General features: G+C 73.1%; 19 protein-coding genes and 1 pseudogene. 11 read left to right on the plus strand and 9 right to left on the minus strand.

Annotation, left to right across the window (positions count from 1 at the left end; all coding sequences use genetic code 11):
* Positions 1-301: 301 nt before the first annotated feature.
* Genes K4G64_RS31120 through K4G64_RS31135 form a run of 4 tightly spaced genes read right to left on the minus strand, consistent with a single transcriptional unit; the run spans position 302 to position 3,352 of the window.
* Positions 302-1,216: a hypothetical protein gene (locus K4G64_RS31120; RefSeq protein WP_221759282.1), complete on the minus strand. Its 915-nt coding sequence runs from the start codon at positions 1,214-1,216 to the stop codon at positions 302-304.
* Entirely contained in the window at positions 1,213-2,082 is an 870-nt protein-coding gene (locus K4G64_RS31125) for an ABC transporter permease (protein ID WP_221759283.1), read from the minus strand. Before K4G64_RS31125 ends, K4G64_RS31120 begins: the two co-directional genes overlap by 4 nt.
* Positions 2,079-2,963 (minus strand): ABC transporter ATP-binding protein, encoded by an 885-nt coding sequence (locus K4G64_RS31130; RefSeq protein WP_221759284.1) that lies wholly within the window; start codon positions 2,961-2,963, stop codon positions 2,079-2,081. Before K4G64_RS31130 ends, K4G64_RS31125 begins: the two co-directional genes overlap by 4 nt.
* Positions 2,960-3,352, minus strand: coding sequence for a GntR family transcriptional regulator (locus K4G64_RS31135; protein ID WP_221759297.1), 393 nt, complete (start codon positions 3,350-3,352; stop codon positions 2,960-2,962). The genes K4G64_RS31130 and K4G64_RS31135 overlap by 4 nt, the downstream gene beginning before the upstream one ends.
* A 110-nt stretch (positions 3,353-3,462) precedes the next feature.
* Between K4G64_RS31135 and K4G64_RS31140 the strand changes: the two genes are divergently transcribed.
* The 6 genes from K4G64_RS31140 (at position 3,463) to K4G64_RS31165 (ending at position 8,950) form a co-directional block, all read left to right on the plus strand.
* Positions 3,463-4,005 carry an RNA polymerase sigma factor gene (locus tag K4G64_RS31140; protein WP_221759285.1) on the plus strand — a complete coding sequence of 181 codons (543 nt, stop codon included), beginning with the start codon at positions 3,463-3,465 and terminating at the stop codon, positions 4,003-4,005.
* Positions 4,002-4,838, plus strand: a complete 837-nt coding sequence (locus K4G64_RS31145) for a zf-HC2 domain-containing protein (protein ID WP_221759286.1) — start codon at positions 4,002-4,004, stop codon at positions 4,836-4,838. Before K4G64_RS31140 ends, K4G64_RS31145 begins: the two co-directional genes overlap by 4 nt.
* Entirely contained in the window at positions 4,835-5,695 is an 861-nt protein-coding gene (locus K4G64_RS31150) for an ABC transporter ATP-binding protein (protein WP_221759287.1), read from the plus strand. Before K4G64_RS31145 ends, K4G64_RS31150 begins: the two co-directional genes overlap by 4 nt.
* Entirely contained in the window at positions 5,692-7,203 is a 1,512-nt protein-coding gene (locus K4G64_RS31155; RefSeq protein WP_221759288.1) for an ABC transporter permease, read from the plus strand. Before K4G64_RS31150 ends, K4G64_RS31155 begins: the two co-directional genes overlap by 4 nt.
* A complete protein-coding gene (locus K4G64_RS31160) occupies positions 7,194-7,820 on the plus strand; it encodes an ABC transporter (protein WP_308122541.1) in 627 nt (208 codons plus the stop codon). The genes K4G64_RS31155 and K4G64_RS31160 overlap by 10 nt, the downstream gene beginning before the upstream one ends.
* 110 nt (positions 7,821-7,930) lie before the next feature.
* The gene (locus K4G64_RS31165; RefSeq protein WP_221759289.1) at positions 7,931-8,950 is read left to right on the plus strand and encodes a LysR family transcriptional regulator; all 1,020 of its coding nucleotides are present in this window, start codon (positions 7,931-7,933) and stop codon (positions 8,948-8,950) included.
* Here the strand turns inward: K4G64_RS31165 and K4G64_RS31170 are convergent.
* Positions 8,922-9,449 carry a GNAT family N-acetyltransferase gene (locus K4G64_RS31170; protein WP_308122542.1) on the minus strand — a complete coding sequence of 176 codons (528 nt, stop codon included), beginning with the start codon at positions 9,447-9,449 and terminating at the stop codon, positions 8,922-8,924. The two genes, K4G64_RS31165 and K4G64_RS31170, sit on opposite strands and share 29 nt — an antisense overlap.
* On the minus strand, positions 9,446-10,372 hold the full coding sequence (mshD, locus tag K4G64_RS31175; protein ID WP_221759290.1) for a mycothiol synthase: 927 nt from the start codon (positions 10,370-10,372) through the stop codon (positions 9,446-9,448). Before mshD ends, K4G64_RS31170 begins: the two co-directional genes overlap by 4 nt.
* A 157-nt stretch (positions 10,373-10,529) precedes the next feature.
* On the opposite strand from mshD, the gene K4G64_RS31180 reads away from it, so the two are divergent.
* The 3 genes from K4G64_RS31180 (at position 10,530) to K4G64_RS31190 (ending at position 14,669) form a co-directional block, all read left to right on the plus strand.
* Positions 10,530-12,347: a bifunctional UDP-sugar hydrolase/5'-nucleotidase gene (locus tag K4G64_RS31180; RefSeq protein WP_221759291.1), complete on the plus strand. Its 1,818-nt coding sequence runs from the start codon at positions 10,530-10,532 to the stop codon at positions 12,345-12,347.
* 58 nt (positions 12,348-12,405) lie between these two features.
* Positions 12,406-13,617, plus strand: coding sequence for a DUF2993 domain-containing protein (locus tag K4G64_RS31185; RefSeq protein ID WP_221759292.1), 1,212 nt, complete (start codon positions 12,406-12,408; stop codon positions 13,615-13,617).
* A gap of 236 nt (positions 13,618-13,853) precedes the next feature.
* A complete protein-coding gene (locus K4G64_RS31190) occupies positions 13,854-14,669 on the plus strand; it encodes a hypothetical protein (RefSeq protein ID WP_221759293.1) in 816 nt (271 codons plus the stop codon).
* A gap of 60 nt (positions 14,670-14,729) precedes the next feature.
* Here the strand turns inward: K4G64_RS31190 and K4G64_RS31195 are convergent, their stop codons facing one another.
* Entirely contained in the window at positions 14,730-14,978 is a 249-nt protein-coding gene (locus K4G64_RS31195; protein ID WP_260461219.1) for a hypothetical protein, read from the minus strand.
* Positions 14,979-14,998: 20 nt separating this feature from the next.
* Between K4G64_RS31195 and K4G64_RS31200 the strand changes: the two are divergent.
* Both K4G64_RS31200 and K4G64_RS31205 read left to right on the plus strand, forming a co-directional pair.
* Positions 14,999-15,417 (plus strand): annotated as a pseudogene (locus tag K4G64_RS31200) (DUF5753 domain-containing protein).
* On the plus strand, positions 15,414-15,611 hold the full coding sequence (locus K4G64_RS31205) for a DUF397 domain-containing protein (protein ID WP_221759294.1): 198 nt from the start codon (positions 15,414-15,416) through the stop codon (positions 15,609-15,611). The pseudogene K4G64_RS31200 and the gene K4G64_RS31205 overlap by 4 nt, the downstream one beginning before the upstream one ends.
* A gap of 53 nt (positions 15,612-15,664) precedes the next feature.
* On the opposite strand, the gene K4G64_RS31210 is transcribed toward K4G64_RS31205, so the two are convergent.
* Entirely contained in the window at positions 15,665-17,137 is a 1,473-nt protein-coding gene (locus K4G64_RS31210) for a cell wall metabolism sensor histidine kinase WalK (protein ID WP_221759295.1), read from the minus strand.
* Complete coding sequence (locus tag K4G64_RS31215) at positions 17,134-17,871, minus strand: response regulator transcription factor (protein WP_221759296.1); 738 nt, start codon at positions 17,869-17,871, stop codon at positions 17,134-17,136. The genes K4G64_RS31210 and K4G64_RS31215 overlap by 4 nt, the downstream gene beginning before the upstream one ends.
* Positions 17,872-17,895: the final 24 nt, after the last annotated feature.

Here is a 17,895-nt window from a genome sequence, read left to right on the forward strand (position 1 = left end):
CTCCAACGGCGCCTCTCGGGCCCGGTGACACCACCCCCCAGGTCATCGGTTCGACAGGGGGGAACAGTCATGCCGGGCCCGGAGGCCAGCGGCCCTCTTGCAGGACCGCGAAGAACATAACGGGGGGAGGGCCGGGGCGGTTGCCCACAGGCTGTGGACGGCGCTCGGCGACACGGCGGTCTGCGCGTGAGAGGTACGGACCGTACGCCCGGGGTGTCCCCGGAAGGGCCGTCGCCCCGGAGTGTCCCCAAAGGGCGGGCCGCGCGTCCATCCCCCCGTGGAAGGACGCGCGGACCCGGGTTCAGGGGAGGCGGCGGGCCAGGAGGAGGAAGGCGGCGGCCGTCGCGGTTGCGGCCACGGCCAGCAGGAGGCCGGTTTCCACGTACTGGAGCGGCCAGAAGTGTGACGCGGGGTGGAAGGTCGCGCGGGTGAGCGGGACGCCGTTCACGGGAGAGTCGGCCCAGGCGACCTGGAGTGCCGAACGGGGCAGTTCGAAGCTGCCGGCCTCGGTGCGGGTGACGGCCGGCCAGAGGTTCTCCCGGTAGCGCTCCAGGACGCCGTGAAGGAGCAGGGAGGCGGCGAGGGCCACGCCCGTGGCGGGCAGGGCGCGGCGCCACACGAGTCCGGCCAGCGCGCCGAGGGCCAGACCGGCCAGGGCGTATGCCACGGCCACCGGGCCCGTCGAGACGAACACGTCCGGGTAGTACCAGTCGCCGACCAGGTTGGGGTTGCCGTCCCCGCGGGCCCAGTCGTTCAGCAGGAGGAGCCCGCCGGTGCCGGCGGTGAGCAGGGCGGCCGGGGCGGCCAGTCTCACGGCCAGCCAGCGGACCGGGGTGACCGACTGGGTCCAGGCCAGCTGGGCGGTGCCGTTCTCCAGCTCGCGGCCGATCAGGGCGCCGCCCGCCCAGGCGGCCACGGGGAACATCAGCCAGGACAGGGCGGTCGCGAGTGCGGACATGCCGTCCCGGTAGGTCCCGTCGGCGGTGATCGCGTCGACCGCCGCGCAGGAGGGGAGCCCGTCGGTGGGGGGTGTGGCGCAGGCGCTCACGCCCGCCCGGGCCTCGTCGCCGAGGGAGTGCAGCCAGACCAGCGCGACCGCGGCGACTGCCAGGGCCAGCAGGGACAGGACGAGGGCGGCGCGGTGCGTCCTGCCGACGGCCCGGAGCAGGCCGCCCGACCGGGCCGCAGGGGTGGCGGCCGTGGTGAGGGCGGTCATACGGCGGCTCCTGTGCGGCGGCGCAGGACGAGGAACGCGGTCGCGGTCGCCAGGGCGGCGACGGCCAGCACGATGCCGGTCTCGACGAGCTGGAGGGGCCAGAAGTGGGACGACGGGTGCTTGTGCATGAGAGAGGGCGTCCCGGGCGGGGTGGGCCACAGGTGCGGGCGCAGCTTGTCGAGTTCCCAGATCATGAACGACACGGCCAGGACGGCGACGCCGAGGGCGGGCAGCGCGCGGCGCAGGAGCACGCCCGCCAGAACGCCGAGGGCCAGGGCGGTCAGGGGGTGGACGGTGGCGAGGGTGCCGTTGGCCTCGAAGATGCTGTCGTCGTGCCATTCGCGCCAGCCCATGGCGCGGGCCAGATCGCTGTGCGAGGACCACAGAGCGCGGTGCAGCAGGGTTACCGCGAGGGTGCCCGGCACCAGCAGCAGTGCCGGGACGGCCAGCTTGGCGGCGAGCCAGCGGGCCGGGGTGACCGACTGGGTCCAGGCCAGCTGGGCGGTGCCGTCCTCCAGTTCGCGTCCGATGAGCGCACCGCCCGCCCAGGCCGCGGTGAGGACCGGCAGCAGGGCGAGGAGACCGTTGGCGAGCGTGGCGACCGTCTCGTACCGGAGCATCGCGGGCCCGGGCAGATCACAGCCCAGGTTCGGAATGCCGCTGTGGCAGCCCATGGCCCGGTGCTCGGCCCACGCGGCATCCGCGCCCGGGCCGAGTGCCCAGAGCAGTGCCACGCAGCCCAGCGCCACCAGCCCGATCCAGAACAGCAGCGCCGAGCGGTGCACCCGCATCATGGCGAGGAACAGGCCGCGCGGCCCCCGGGACCGGAGGGCGGCGACGGGTGCCCGGCCCGTCACGGCGGTCATACGGCGACCCCCTGCGCATCGAGCCGCAGCGGTGGGGCGTCCGGCGAGCGCAAGTGGGCCAGGACGACCTCCTCCAGGGAAGGCCGGTCGCCCTGGAGTGCGTCGCCGAGGGGGCCCGAGGGCCGGACCAGGGCGGTCAGTTGGCGGCCGGTGGTGCGGGACTCGACCACGGTGTGCGGGTCCAGGGCGTCGCCCGCCCGGCCCGTGACCAGGGTGTGCGCGGCGAGCAGGTCGTCCAGCGGCCCGGCGAGCCGGACGCGGCCCGAGCCGAGCAGCAGCAGGTGGTCGCAGGAGCCCTCCAGCTCCGCCACGACATGCGAGGACATGACAACCGTGGTGCCGCGGTCGGCGGCGTCGGCCATCAGCGTGGCCGTCAGCTGGTGCCGGGCGAGTGGGTCGAGGTCGGCCATCGGCTCGTCCAGGAGCAGCAGTTCGGGGCGCTTGCCGAGGGCGAGGGCGAGCGCGACGCGGGTGCGCTGGCCGCCGGAGAGCGCGCGGATCTTCGTGCCCGGGTCGAGGTCGCCCTCGGCGACGATCCGCTCGGCGGCCCGGGCGTCCCAGCGGCGGGGGTTGAGGTCGCGGCCCAGTCGCAGGGTGTCGGCGACGGTGAGGTGGGGGTGCAGCGGCTTGTTCTGGGCGACGTGGGCGAGCCGTTCGCGGGCCGCGGCCGGGGTGGTGCCGAGCACGGTGATCGTGCCCTCGGTGGGGCGGAGCAGTCCGGCCGCGAGGGCGAGCAGGGTGGACTTGCCGGCGCCGTTCGGGCCGGTGACGGCGCAGACGCTGCCCGCGGGGAGCCGGAAGGCGCAGCCGTCCAGGGCCGGTCCGCGGCGCCGCCGGAACCTCCTGCCCAGCCCCGCCGCCTCGATGGCGGTGTCGGTCATGCGTCCCCCTTGGATTCTGCGAAGTGCGTGTCGAGTACGGAGGTGAAGAGAGCGGCCACGTCCTCGCGCTCCAGACCGGCCTCGCGGGCCCGGACCGCCCAGGCGTGAAGTTCCGCGCGGAGCGGGGAGTCGGCCGGGGCGGTGCTCAGGGACTTGCGGACGAACGTGCCCAGTCCCCGGCGGGCCTCGACCAGGCCCTCGCGCTCCAGCTCCCGGTAAGCCTTGAGGACCGTGTTCGGGTTGATGGCGGTGGCCTCCACGACCTCGCGGGCGGTGGGGAGCCGGTCGCCCGGCTCCAGCAGGCCCAGGCGCAGGGCCTGTTTGGTCTGCTGGACGATCTGGACGTAGGTGGCCACACCGCTGCGCCGGTCGATGCGGTACTCGACCACTGCCTGAACCACCCTTTCACTAATTGAGTAGTGAAAGGGTGGTGGAAGGGGGGGCGAAAGTCAACCGTGCTTTCGTGAACCGTTCGACCCGGGCCGTCCGATGAGGAGACGTGAGCGATACGAGAAGCGACGGGGAGCTGCTGCGGGCCATCGCCGCGGACGCCGACCGGCGCGCCTTCGAGGAGCTGTACCGGCGCTACGCGCCTTGGCTCCGGGCCCGGTTGCGCGGGCGGTGCGCCGACCTCGGGGTCGTCGACGACGTCGTGCAGGAGACGTTCCTCGCGGTGTGGCGGGGCAAGGCCCGCTACCGGGAGGACGGCGACGCGGCCGGGTGGCTGTGGCGCATCGGTTCGCGGCGGCTGGTGGACGCGCTGCGGGGCGACGGGGCGCGCGGGCGGCTGCGGCAGGCCCTGGCGCGGTTGCGGCACCGGGACGAGGTGTCGGCGGAGGAACGCGTGCTCGCGGGGGTGGAGCACGGAGACCTCGCCGGGGCCCTGGTCCGGCTGTCGCCGGAGCTGCGGGCGGTGCTGCAGGCGACCGTCATCGACGGGCTGACGACCCGTGAGGCGGCCGTGCTGCTCGGGATTCCGCCGGGGACGGTCAAGACGCGGGCCATGCGGGCCCGCAAGCAGTTGCGGGAGGCGTTGGCATGAGCTGGCACGTGTCCGAGGAGGATCTGCGCGCCTACGCGCGAGGGGAGTTGGCGGCCCCGCTGCTCTGGTCCGCCGACGCGCATCTGACCTCCTGCGCCCGCTGCCGCGGGGCACTGGCCGAGGTCAGCGACCCGGTCGTCCTCGACGCCGGGTGGGACCGGCTCGACGCCGAGCTGGACGCACCCCGGACGGGGCTCCTGGAGCGGCTGCTGGTGCGGATCGGGGTGGCCGGGCACACCGCGCGGCTGCTGGCTGCGACGCCTGTGCTGCGGGGTTCCTGGCTCGGGGCCGTCGTTCTCGTGCTGCTCCTGAGCGTAGGGGCCGGGCACAGCGTGCGCGGCGGGGAGTTCCCCACGCTGTTCCTGGCCCTCGCGCCGCTGCTGCCGCTGGCGGGGGTGGCGTTGTCGTACGGACCCGCGCTGGACCCGACGTACGAGATGGCCGTCGTCGCGCCGATGCACGGGTTCCGGCTGCTGATGATCCGGACGGTGGCCGTGCTGGGTGTGGCGCTGGGGCTGAACGGGCTGGCGACCCTCGCCCTGCCCGCCTACGGCCTGCGCGGCCTGGCCTGGCTGCTGCCCGCGCTGGCGCTCACCGCGACCGGACTCGCGCTGACGCCCCGGCTGGGGCCGGTGCTCGCACCGTCCCTGGTCGGCGGGGCGTGGGTCGGGCTGCTGCTGACCGCCGACGCGCTGCGGACGGGCGCCGACGTGCCGCTCGCGCCTTTCACCCCGGCCGGGCAGGGCGTGGCGGCGGTGGTCGCCGCGCTCGCCGCCGGGCTGCTGTTCCTGCTCCGTGACCGATTCGACCTCTTCCAGGGACGTGCCGTATGACCCCGACCGTGTCCGCCTCCGGGCTGAGCCTCCGCTACGGCGGCACCCGGGCCCTCGACGAGGTGTCGCTGCGGCTGACCACCGGCGTCACCGGGCTGCTCGGCCCCAACGGCGCGGGCAAGACCACGCTGCTGCGGGTGCTCGCCACGGCCCTGCCCGCCGACCGGGGGGACTTCACCGTCCTCGGGCACGACCCGGGCACCGCCTGCGGCCGGCAGGAGGTGCGGCGCCGGCTCGGCTACCTGCCGCAGACGCCGGGCTTCCACCCGGACTTCACCGCCTTCGAGTTCGTCGACTACGTGGCGATCCTGAAGGAGATGACCGACCGGGGCACCCGGCACCGGGAGGTGCGGCGGGTGCTCGACGAGGTCGGCCTGGCCGACGTGCGGGGCAAGCGGATCCGCAAGCTGTCCGGCGGGATGCGGCAGCGCGTCGCCCTGGGGGCCGCCCTGGTCGGCGAGCCCGGGTTCCTGGTCCTCGACGAGCCGACCGTGGGACTGGACCCCGAACAGCGCATGCGCTTCCGGGAGTTGATCGCCCGAGCGGGGGAGGGGCGGACGGTGCTGCTGTCCACCCACCAGACGGAGGACGTGGCGATGCTCTGCCACCGCGTGATCGTCATGGCCGGGGGCCGGGTGCGCTTCGAGGGCACTCCCGCCGAGCTGACGGCGCGGGCCGCCGGGCGTGTGTGGACCAGCACCGAGCGGGACCCGGGCGCGAAGGCGGGCTGGCGCACCGGCACCGGCTCCTTCCGCAACGTGGGGGACCCGCCCTCCGGCGCCGAACTGCTCGAACCCACCCTGGAGGACGGCTACCTGCTCACGCTCGACGACGCCGGAGCGGAGGTGGCGGCATGACCACGGTCGTGGAGAAGCCGCTCGCTCCCGGGACACGGAACGAGCCCGGCGGGTCCTTCCAGGCCGTGCTCGCCCTGGCCGTGTTCGAGTCCCGTCGGCTGCTGACCCGGATTCCGGTGCTGCTCGCCTTCGCCGTGTACGTCGGCTGGACCGTGTGGCGCGCCGACAAGGCCTGGGGCGACTTCCCGGCCCTCCAGGACGCGGACCGCGCCACCCAGGACGCCCCGATGCTGGTCGGCCTCGCGGTCCTGGTGTCCGTCAACCAGGCCGCCCTGCGCTCCCGACGGCATGGCACGGAGCGGCACTTCGCGGTGCTGCTGCTTCCGCAGTGGTGCCGCACGGTCGCCCACGCCCTGTCGGTCGTGGCCGCGGCCCTGGTCACCGCCGTGTGCGTGGCCGGGCAGTTCGGCCGGGAGGCGCTGCGGCCCGGGGCGATCGGGCAGGGGTCGGTGGGCGAACTGCTCGTCGGGCCGCTGACGGTGCTGCTGTTCGGACTGGCCGGGCTGCTCATGGCCGGGCTGGTGAGGTCGGTCCTCGCAGCCCCGCTGCTGGTCGTGTTCGGGCTCTTCCTGTTCGCCTTCTGGGGCACGAGCGACGACGCGAGCCGCTGGCTGCTGCCGGCCGTCGGCGAGTTCACGAGCAACACGCTGCCCTCCGACCTGATGGGCCGGCCCGCCGGCTGGCACGCCCTGTACCTCGCCGGACTGGCCCTGCTCCTGGGCCTGGTGGCGATCCTGGTCGCCGGTGGCCGCAAGCCGGCCGTCCTGGCCGGTACCGCCGCAGCGCTCGCCATGACGCTGGTCGGCGCGGTGGCCCAGTCGGGCGGCGACTCCCCCCAGCTGGTCACGGCACGCGAACGCGCCACCGTGCACCCCGAGCAGACGCAGTCCTGCGTCCGCCGGGACGGCTCCACCTACTGCGCGTTCCCCGAGTGGGGGCCCTGGGTCGCCGACTGGGCCACGGTGGTGGACCGGGTCCGCTCCCTGGCCGGGGGCGCCGCCCACGAGCAGAAGGTCGTCGTACGGCAGCGGGTCGAGGCGCGCTACGGCCTCTCCGGCGACGGCGCGCTGACGCCGCTGGAGCGTCCGCACGAGGTGACGGTGGGCACCCAGTGGGGCGGCAACCGCGTCCCCGAGTTCTCCGCCGCCGTGGCCGGTGTGCTGATCGCGGGCGACGAGAAGGCGGCGACCTCGATCTGCGACGCCCGCATCGTCCCCCTCATGTGGCTGGCCGTGGGCTGGGAGCCGGACCCGCTCGACGCGCTGCGCCGCGTCCGGCTCGACGACAGCATCACCGGCTCCGCCATGGTGCTGCAGCCCACGGACGGGCTGTCCATGACCGTGGCCCAGACCGAGGTGCTGCGCGCCCTGCTCGACCTGCCCCGGGGCGAGGCCGCCGCACGGGTCAAGGACCGCTGGCGCGAACTGACCGCGCCGAAGATCACCGCCGCCCGGGCCGCCGAGCTGCTGGACCTGCCCGAGCCCGACGGGGAGGACAAGTGCTCCTGACCCGGCACCTGGTGCTCCCCGTCCACCGGACACTGCCGTGGGGAGCGGTCGGCGCGGCCGGGGCGGCCGGACTGCTGCTCGCCGCGCTGACCCGGACCGGCGAGAACGCGGAACGGCTCTCCCTGTATCTGCTGCGGGCCGCGATCCTCGCCTTCGCGGTGGGTCTGGCGTTCCTCCTGGACGATCCGGCCCGGCACACCACCGCCGCCGTGCCGATCCCGCGCCCGGTCCGGACCGCCCTGCGCGTCGCCCTGGCCGCCCCGGCCGCGGCGGCCTGGTGGACGGTGGCCCTGCTGCTCGTGCCGCCGGACGTACGGCCCCCGGTCGGCGACCTCACCCTCGAAGCCGGGGCCGCCTGCGTCCTGGCGGTGACCGGCGCGGCGGCCGCCGTGCGCTTCAGCGAGGTCGCCCGGCCCGGACTGCCGGTCGCGGTCGGCCTGCTGACCACGGCCGTCCTGGCGATGCTGTTCTGGCCCGGGCGCTGGGCGCTGTTCGTGGCCGTTCAGGACGCGCGGTGGGCCGCGTCCCACGACCGGTGGGGCGTGGTGCTGGCCGGGGCCGTGGTCCTGGGCGCGGTGTGCGCGGTGGAGCCGCTGCGGCGGCGGGTCCGCCTCTAGCGGGGTCCGGTGCACATCCCGTGGTTGTGCACCGGATCGCGCTCTGCCTGAAGAGCCGGACATTTCCGGGCCGCCCGACAACCACATGGTGTGTGGCTAGGCTGCCCCTCGTGGACCTCAAAGCCGTACGCGCCTTCGTCGCGATCGCCGACTCCGGGCAGTTCCAGAAGGCCGCCGTGGACCTGGCTCTCACCCAGCAGGCCGTGTCCAAGCGGATCGCCGCGCTGGAGAAGGACCTCGGCGTGCGGCTGCTGGTCCGCACGCCGAGGGGCGCTGAACTCACCATCGACGGACAGGCCCTGCTGCCGCACGCCCGGGTCCTGCTCCGGGCCGAGGACCGGGCGACGGCCGCCGTGCGGCCCGGGGACCGGGCGCTGCGCGTCGACGTCGTCGGGCGCCGGGCCGCCACCGGCGGCTTGGTGCAGCACTTCCACCGGGCGCACCCGGGGATCGCGCTGGACGTCGTCACGCTGTTCGACGTGGAGACCGCCGTGACGGCCCTGCGGGACGGGGCCGTCGACGCCACCTTCCGTGCCGTCACCATGCCCGGGCAGCGGCTCCCCGACGGCATCACGGCCACCCCGGTCCTCGACGAGCCGCTCCAGCTCTGCGTCGGCCCGGGCCACCCGTTCGCCCGGGCCCGCTCGGTGACGACCGCACAGCTCGCCGGACACCGCATCTGGATGCCGGGCAACGTGCCCGGAACCGAATGGCACGCCTACTACGAGGAACTCGCCGCGGCCTTCGGGCCGGTCATCGACACCATCGGGCCGAACTTCGGCCTCGAAGCGCTCCTGGACACGATCGCGGACTCCCCGACCGTGGCGACCTTCCTCAGCGAACGGACCCCGCACGTCTGGCCGGTCGCCCACGACCTGCGGCTCGTCCCGCTCGTGGACCCGGTCCCGGTCTACCCGCACTCGCTGCTCCGGCGCGCGGACGACCCGCACCCCGGCCTCACGGCACTCCACGACTACCTGGTGGCCACCCGGCCGCGACCGCCGGAGGGCGAGCTCTGGCGGCCGTCCTGGGCGGAACCCCCGCGACGAGTCCCCGAAAGGCAGCCCCTCGAAAGGCAGCCCCTCGAAGGGCAGAAGGGCCCTACCCGACCCGCTTCTCCAGCAGCGTGAAGGACTTGGGCGGCCCACCCGGCTGCGGCTTGCCCTCCTTGCGGCCCACGACCCGGTAACCCGCTTCCACGTAATAGGCGTTGAGCTGCACGTTGCCCGCCAGGCAGTCCAGCCGCATCCAGGCCCGCCCCGCCTCGGCCACGCGGCGCTCCGCGGCCGCCAGCAGCACCCGCCCCGTCCCCGGCGCGGCGGCGGCCCGGTCCACCATCAGCCGGTGCACGTACCCGGCCACCGGCGGCTGCGGGCCCCAGGCGTCCTCGTCCTCCCACCACAGCTCCCAGGCACCGGCCAGGCGCCCCCCGGTCTCCGCCAGCCAGACCTCGCCGTGCGCCATGACCCGGCGGAAGTGCTCCTCGTCCAGCTCCCCCGGCCGCCACTGCCCGGTGATGCCCCGGGCCAGCATCCAGCGGGCGGCGTCGTCGCGGAGGCGGACCAGGGCGGCGAGGTCGGATGCGGCGGCCGGGCGGACACACAGGCCCGGCACCGTGGGAGAACTCACGTCTCCGTCCGGTACATCAGGTCCACCTCGTGCGTGGTGAACCCCAGCCGCTCGTACACCGACACCGCCGCCTTGTTGTCGGCGTCGACGTACAGCATCGCCGTCGGCAGACCCCGCTCCGCCAGGTGCCGCAGCCCGATCGTGGTCAGGGACTTGCCGAGGCCGCCGCCCTGCGCGCCGGGGCCGACACCGAGGACGTAGACCTCGCCCAGGCCCTCCTCGGCGTGCACCTTGGTCCAGTGGAAGCCCACGAGTTCGTCGCCGCGGAAGGCGAGGAAGAAGCCCTCGGGGTCGAACCACGGCTCGGCCTTGCGGTCGTCGAGGTCGCGCTGGGTGAGGGAGCCCTGCTCGGGGTGGTGGGCGAAGGCGGCGGCGTTCACCGCGAGCCAGGCCGCGTCGTCCTTGCCGGGGACGAAGGTGCGGACCGTGACGCCCTCGGGGAGCACCGGCTCGGGTGCGTCGAAGTCGGCCAACGGCCGCCGCATCTGGCGCAGTTCACGGAAGAGGGTCAGGCCGAGGACCTGCGCGAGATGCCGGGCGGCGGAATGCCCGCCGTGCGCCCACACCCGCAGCCGCTTGCCGGAGGCCGCCAGCAGGGCCGAGCCGAGCGCCCGCCCGTGCCCCTGCCCGCGGTGCCCGGGGTGCACGACCAGCTCGGCGGCCGGCGGCTCCACCAGGTCCGTGTCCTCCAGCTGGGCATAACCGACAAGTTCCCCGCCGGCGGTGAGCAGCAGATGGGACACGCCCTCCCGCTCCCCGCCGCGCAACTGCAACCGGCCCTGTTCGGACACCGCCTGCTGCCCGTCGGTCCCGGCCGCCTCGTCGAGCAGTCCGAGCACGGCCTCGGTCTGCTCCGCGGAGAGCGCGGCCAGGGTCTCGATCGAGCGGGGGCGTCCCGGTCGTACGGTGTCGTCGCTGGTCATGCGTACGAGGGTACGGGGCGCCACCGGCAAATCGGCGGCAAAGAAGCAACCCAGATGTAACCACGAAACACCTGTCGCGCTACGCGCGTTGACTCTAGGCTGCGCCGGACGGCAACACCGTCCGAGCACAACCGACAGCAGACCCACAGGGGGGCGTATGCCAGCCACTTCATCGGCGTCGGCGCACCAGGAGCGCAGCAGACGTCGTACGAACCGTTTCGTCGCTCTCACCGCCGGTGTCGTCACCGTCGGCGCGCTGGCCGCCGCCGCGCTGCCGGGTTCGGCCAGTGCCGGCGAGGAGCACCGCAAGGGCGGGTACGGCCGCTACCAGGACGTGCAGCTGCTGTCGTTCAACGACCTGCACGGCAACCTGGAGCCGCCGACGGGCTCGTCCGGCCGGGTCACCGAACACCAGCACGACGGCACGACGAAGACCATCGACGCCGGTGGTGTCGAGTACCTCGCCACGCATCTGCGGCAGGCCCGCAAGGGCGAGAAGTACTCCATCACGGCGGCCGGCGGTGACATGGTCGGCGCCTCCCCGCTGATCTCCGGGCTGTTCCACGACGAGCCGACCATCGAGGCGCTGAACAAGCTCGACCTCGACGTCACCTCCGTCGGCAACCACGAGTTCGACGAGGGCGCCAAGGAGCTGGGCCGCCTGCAGAACGGCGGCTGCCACCCGAAGGACGGCTGCTACGCGGACGAGAAGTTCGAGGGCGCCGACTTCCCCTACCTGGCCGCAAACGTCCTCGACGAGAAGACCAAGAAGCCGATCCTCAAGCCCTACTGGGTGTGGAAGAAGAACGGCGTCAAGGTCGGCTTCATCGGAGTGACCCTGGAGGGCACCCCGGACATCGTCTCCGCCGAGGGCGTCAAGGGCCTGTCCTTCAAGGACGAGACCGAGACGATCAACAAGTACGCCAAGGTGCTCCAGAAGCAGGGCGTGAAGTCGATCGTCGCGCTCATCCACGAGGGCGGCTTCCCCGCGTCGACGTCGTACAACTACGACTGTGACTCCCCGGGCGCGGGCGACGGCATCTCCGGCCCGATCGTCGACATCGCCAAGAACGTCACGCCGCAGGTGGACGCGCTGGTCACCGGCCACACCCACAACGCGTACGTGTGCAGCATCGCCGACCCGGCGGGCAAGCCCCGCATGGTCACCTCGGCCGCGTCCTTCGGCCGCCTCTACACCGACACCACGCTGACCTACGACCGGAAGACCGGCGACATCGCCCGTACGGCCGTGAAGTCGGCGAACCGCGTGGTCACCCGGGACGTCCCCAAGGCGCCCGACATGACCGAGCTGATCAGCAAGTGGAACGCCCTGGCCGCGCCCATCGGCAACAAGCCGATCGGCTACATCTCCGGCGACATCGGCAACACCGGCACCGAGTCCCCGCTCGGCGACCTCATCGCCGACGCGCAGCTCGCCCACGGCAAGCAGCTCGACCCGGAGACCGACCTGGCGCTGATGAACCCGGGCGGTATCCGCGCCCCGCTGACCTACGCGGCCAAGGCCGGTGAGGGCGACGGTGTCGTCACCTACGCCGAGGGCTTCACGGTCCAGCCGTTCGCGAACACCGTGAACCTCCAGGACTTCACGGGCGCGCAGGTCATCCAGGCGCTCAAGGAGCAGGTGTCCGGCCCGAACGCGGCGGCCCCGAAGGTCCTCCAGGTCTCGTCGGGCCTGACCTACACGCTGGACCTCACCAAGTCCGGCGCCGACCGGGTGGTCACGGACAGCATCAGGCTGAACGGTGCGGCCATCGACCCGGCGGCCACCTACCGCGTCGCGACGAACAGCTTCCTCGCGGGCGGCGGCGACGGCTTCCCGACCCTCGGCCAGGGCACGAACGACGTGGTCGGCAGCGACGACCTGACGGCTCTGGAGCAGTACCTGACGGCCAACTCCTCGGCGTCGAACCCGATCGCGCCGCCGAAGGCGGACCGCATCACGATCGTGAAGTAAGTCGCATACCCGGGGTTCAGGTTGCGGGTGGGGGAGGTACGCGTGATCGGATGGATCGATGCGTACCCCCCACCACCTAGATGCGCATCCCCGACCGAACCCGTACGAGGAGCTCGCCGCCCTCGATGACGGGCCTCTGGAGGAGACCTCTCTGGAGGAGTTCCTCACGGAGGAACGCGACGCGGGCGCCGAGGACGCCTGGGCCCCGCCGGACCACCGCCGCGGCGGCAAGCGGCGTAGGAAGAATCGTTTCGCTGGCTTGCCGCTCGCGGTGAAGGCGGTGGTCGGCCTGGCCGTCCTCGCCTCGTTCACCGCCCTCGGCGACCGCTGGGCCGTGCTCTACGCCGAGCACCGGGCCGCCGACACCCTCAAGGACCGCCTCGACCTGGCCGCGGCGCCCGAGGTGGAGATCGGCGGCTTCCCCTTCCTCACCCAACTCGCCGACAAGCGGCTGGACTCGGTGAAGGTGACCGTCCCGGACGTCGCCGCAGACCGGGTCTCCCTGGCCAAGGTGTCGGCCACGGCCCACGACGTGACGCTGAACGCCGACGGCCTCACCTCGGTGCGCGGCGCCGACGTCCCCCGCTTCGACGGGGACGTCCAGCTCAGCTTCGCCGATCTCAACCGCGAACTCGGCGCCTCCCAGGTGAGGTTCACCGGCGAGGGCCGCGACCGGGTCCGGGCGCACGGCACCCTGCCGGTCGCCGGGCACAACCTGCGGGTGCGCGCCGAGGCCCGGATCCAGCGGCAGGGCGAGCGGGGCATCGCCACCGAGATCGGCAAGATGCGCCTGGACATCGGCGACCTGGCCACCTACCGGCCCGGCACCCGTGCCTCGGAGGGCCTGCACCTGACGCCCAAGGGCACCGCCGACCTCGCCCGGGAGACCCGCAAGGCCAAGGCGCTGCTGTCGGTCCCGGCCATCGTGCAGCGGATGGGCGTGCCCGAGGCGACCGTGCGCGAGGCACTGGCCGACGACGGCAAACTCGCCGAGCTGACCGGCTCCCCGCGCTTCGCCCGCCAGGCCGCCGGCCTCAACCTCATCGACCTGGCCCTGGACAACCCCGAGGTCATGCGCCGTCTGGGCCTGGACCCCAACCTGCTCGACTCCCTGTCGGACCTGACCCGCCCGGTCCTGGCCGACCGGCTGTCCCTGGCGTTCGAACTGCCCGAGCCGGACCAGGGGGACGTGCGGTTGCGGGACGTACGGGTGGAGGAGGACGGCATCAGGGTGCGGGTGTCGGGGTCGGGGCTGACGGTCGGGCGGTGACTCGCTGAGGGGGCCGGTCCAGTCGCGAGTCGCTCAGGCGGGGCCCTGTCTGCGAGTTGCTCTGGCGGGGCCCTGCCCGGGAGTCGCTCTGGCCGGGTCCTGTCCGCGAGCTGCTCAGCCCGCGCCTGCCTCCCCAGCGGCCCGGCTTGCCCGAAAGTCTGTCCGCGCGGCCGCTGTCCGGGATCCGGGTCGCCCGGACAATGGCGGCGTACCGGACCGAGATGAGGGTGATGCGGATGCGTAGGCAGGGCCGGTCCCAGGAGTCGGAGGCGGACGCGCGGGACGGACACCCGCACCGGCCCCCGCTCCGACCGCACGAGGCCGAACCGCAGGCGGCCCGGCTCGCGGCCGCCGGGCGGATGACCCCGGACGCGGCCCGGTCCCTCCAGGGGAGCGCCGGCAACGCCGCCTTCGTGGCGGTGCAGCGCATGCCCCGGGGCGGCGACAACGGCGAGGGCCCGGCCGAGGAGAAGCCCATGGACGGGCTGAGCCGGCTGCGCAGGGCCAACGCCCGGGCGGAGAAGCGAGGTCAGGCGGCGCCCACCCTCGGGCAGGCCGACAGCCCCTTCGGTGCCTACACGGTGAACAAGGGGCGAGGCGCGGGCCCCTACATCACGTCGAACGTGAAGCACCAGCACCCGGGGAGCGAGAGCCTCGGAACCACCTACGACGAGCTGGTCAAGGCCCTCGACGCCGAGCACCTGCCGCTGGTGGCGCAGGCCGCGCGCAGCGGCGCGGAGCTGGACGAGGAGATCCTCGCCAGCATGGACGCGACGCAACGGCGAGCCGCCACCATGCTCTACGGAATCATGACCCAGTCCGAGGAACGCAGGTTCCCGGGAGCCGGCAAGGCCATGCGCAGTGCGCTGACCAAGCAGGGCGATCCCTACCACGAGGCGGAGGAGTTCGAGGAGGACTTCCCGATGGGCAAGGTCGGCGGGGCGCAGTACTACCGCGACGTGCTGGCCGGGAAGAAGCAGCTCTCGGACAAGGCCCGCAAGAACCTTGAGGACATGTCGTCGTCGTCCTCGGACGGGGAGAAGTCTTCCTGAACGCCCGACGGCCCCGTCGTGGGTGGATCTGGGGCGGAAAGGTTGCCGGGGTTTCCGTCCTCACGTGTCGGTGCGCGTCTGCGTCTGCGACTGACTGCGGCTCAGGGCGATTCGCAGCACATCGCCCAGGGACTCCACGGCCCGGGTCAACGCGAAACGCACGGCGCGTTCACCGGCCTTGGGGTCGTGCAGGACGGCTGCGGCGCCCGCGAGGACGGTTTCGGCGGCCGCGAGCTGGGCGGCCTCGACATCGTCGGCGAGACGCGAGAGCCCGAGCGGTGTTGTCAGGGTTGTCTGGCGCCCAGACAACGGCAGGCAACAGCGAGGACGTGGAGGAACAGGTGGCTGCGCGGATGGGGTGGCAAGAACTGCTCTACCGTGAGTCGGCGCCGGACGTACGTGTCATCCTGGACGAGGTGGCTCTTCGGCGGACCGTTCCTGAAGCGAAGGTGTGGGCCGAGCAGTTGTCGCACCTCTTGGACGCGGCCGAGTTGCCGAACGTCGCCATCCAGGTCTTGACCTTCGCGGCCGGGTGCACGACCTGATGGACGCTCATCTCTGGTTGTTCTGGCAGCGTGCCGGTGATCCAGTCGCCTGGACAGAGGGCAACGGATTCGGCGAGTTGATCACGGAGGCGCACAAGGTCTTGCGCTTCCGTTTGTCCTACGATCGCGTCAGGGACGCGGCGCTGACTCCCGTGGAGTCGACGGCGTTCATCAAGCGCCTTCTAGAGGAGTGCGGAGAATGAACCGAGCCCCTGACCTCAGCACCGCCGTGTGGCGAAAGTCGTCCTACAGCGACGGTGGAGCCAACAACTGCCTCGAGATCGCCGACACCTGCCCCGGCACCGCCCCGGTCCGTGACAGCAAACAGCCCGACGGTCCGATACTCGTGTTCGGCGCCGGCCCCTGGGCGTCGTTCCTCACGTACGTCAAGAAGTAGCGGGCGGCCCCGACAGTTTCGTTCGATGTGGGGTGGCCGACCCACTCCTGACCTCAGGGAAGGGGCGGATCCTCCGGTGGGGGCACCGCCGCTCCCGGCAGTCGTACCGTCGCCACCGTGCCGCCGCCCTCCGCCGGGGAGAGGGACACCTCGCCGCCCGCCTGCTGCACCGTACGCGCCACGATCGACAGGCCCAGGCCCGAGCCCGGCAGTGCCCGTGCGCTCGGGGAGCGCCAGAAGCGGTCGAAGACGTGGGGGAGTTCGTCGGCGGGGATGCCCGGGCCGTGGTCGCGGACCGTGAGGGTGCCCGCGGCCAGGCGTACCTCGATCGTGCCGCCCTCCGGGCTGAACTTCACCGCGTTGTCGAGGATGTTGACCACCGCCCGTTCCAGCGCGGAGGGTTCCGCGCGGACGAACCAGGGCTCGATGTGTGCCGTGATCGTCAGCTCCGGGCCCCGCAGCCGCGCCCGCCGCAGCGCCGACTCGACCGTGTTCTGCCAGGCGACGATCTGCGTACGGCCCCCGTGCTGGCCCGTGTCGGGGCGGGACAGTTCCTGGAGGTCTCCGATGAGCGCGGCCAGCTCCGTCATCTGCGCCTTCACCGACGCGAGCAGCGCCTTGCGGTCCGCCTCGGGGAGGGGCCGGCCCGTTTCCTCGCTGCGGGTGAGGAGTTCGATGTTGGTGCGCAGGGACGTGAGGGGCGTGCGCAGTTCGTGGCCCGCGTCCGCGATGAGCTGCTGTTGCAGCTCCTGGGAGCTGGCCAGGGCCGAGGTCATCGAGTTGAAGGACCGGGACAGGCGGGCGATCTCGTCCTCGCTGTCGTCCTCCACGGGGATGCGGATGTTCAGGTCCTCCGTGCGGGCCACGTGCTCGACGGCCTCGGTCAGCTTGTCGACGGGGCGCAGCCCGGCCCGGGCGACGGCCAGACCGGCGGCTCCGGCGCCGAGCACTCCGACGCCGGAGACCAGCAGGAGGATCAGGGCCAGCTCGTTGAGCGTGGACTGCGTCCCCTTGAGCGGCAGCGCGATGACGAGGGAGTAGTCGGCGGCGACGCCCTGCGTCAGGGGCCCGTCCTTGACGACGACCGCCGTGGTCAGCACACGCAGCTTGTTGCCGTCGTCGTCCGTGCCGTCGCGGATGTGGGCCTGGTTGGGGTCGGGGTTCTTGGCCACGGCCTTGTCGTCGCCGCCGACCTGGACCTGGGCGGTGGAGCTCGGGAAGAGGCACACCTTGCCGTCGACCCGGACCAGCTGCCCGTAGCTCTTGGGCCGCGACCCCATGCCCAGGGAGTCGGACGGTGTCTGGCGGCAGTTCTCCGTGAGGCCCTGGACCTCCTCCGACCGCAGCGGCCCGACCGACGACTTCAGGTCCTCGTCGATCTCGTCGTACAGCTTCCCCTGCACGATGAACCAGCAGGTCACCGAGACCGCCGCCACGGCGAACGCCACCGCCGCCGCCACGAGCAGGGCCAGCCGGGAGCGGATCGGCAGGGAGCGGAACCGCCGCAGGACCGTCCGGGGACTCACTCCGCGCCGCCCTGCCGCAGGACGTAGCCGACACCCCGGACCGTGTGGACGAGGCGCGGCTCGCCGCCCGCCTCGGTCTTGCGGCGCAGGTACATCACGTACACGTCGAGAGAGTTCGACGACGGCTCGAAGTCGAAGCCCCAGACGGCCTTGAGGATCTGCTCGCGGGTGAGGACCTGGCGCGGGTGTGCCATGAACATCTCCAGGAGCGTGAACTCCGTGCGGGTCAGCTCCACCTGGCGCCCGCCCCGCGTGACCTCCCGCGTCGCGAGGTCCATGCGCAGGTCGGCGAAGGTGAGCGCGTCCTCGTCGGCCGGGTCGCCCGCGCCCACGGCCGCCGCGTAGGAGCTGCGGCGCAGCAGCGCGCGGATGCGGGCGAAGAGTTCGTCGAGTTCGAAGGGCTTGACCAGGTAGTCGTCGGCGCCCGCGTCGAGGCCGGTGACCCGGTCGCCGACCGTGTCACGGGCGGTGAGCATCAGGATCGGCGTGGTGTCGCCCGTGGCGCGGATGCGGCGGGCCGCCGTCAGACCGTCCATGCGCGGCATCTGGATGTCGAGGACGACCAGGTCGGGCCGGTAGGCCGCCGCCTTGTCGAGCGCGTCGGCGCCGTCCACGGCGACCTCGGTCCCGTACCCCTCGAACGCGAGGCTGCGCTGGAGCGCTTCGCGTACGGCCGGCTCGTCGTCGACGATCAGGATGCGCTGCGGGTCACGGTCGCCGTCTGCGGGGCTCATGGGTCGGGGTCCTCGGGGGTGGAA

The organism is Streptomyces sp. WAC04114 (genome assembly GCF_019733245.1).
Classification (GTDB): Bacteria; Actinomycetota; Actinomycetes; order Streptomycetales; family Streptomycetaceae; genus Streptomyces; species Streptomyces massasporeus_A.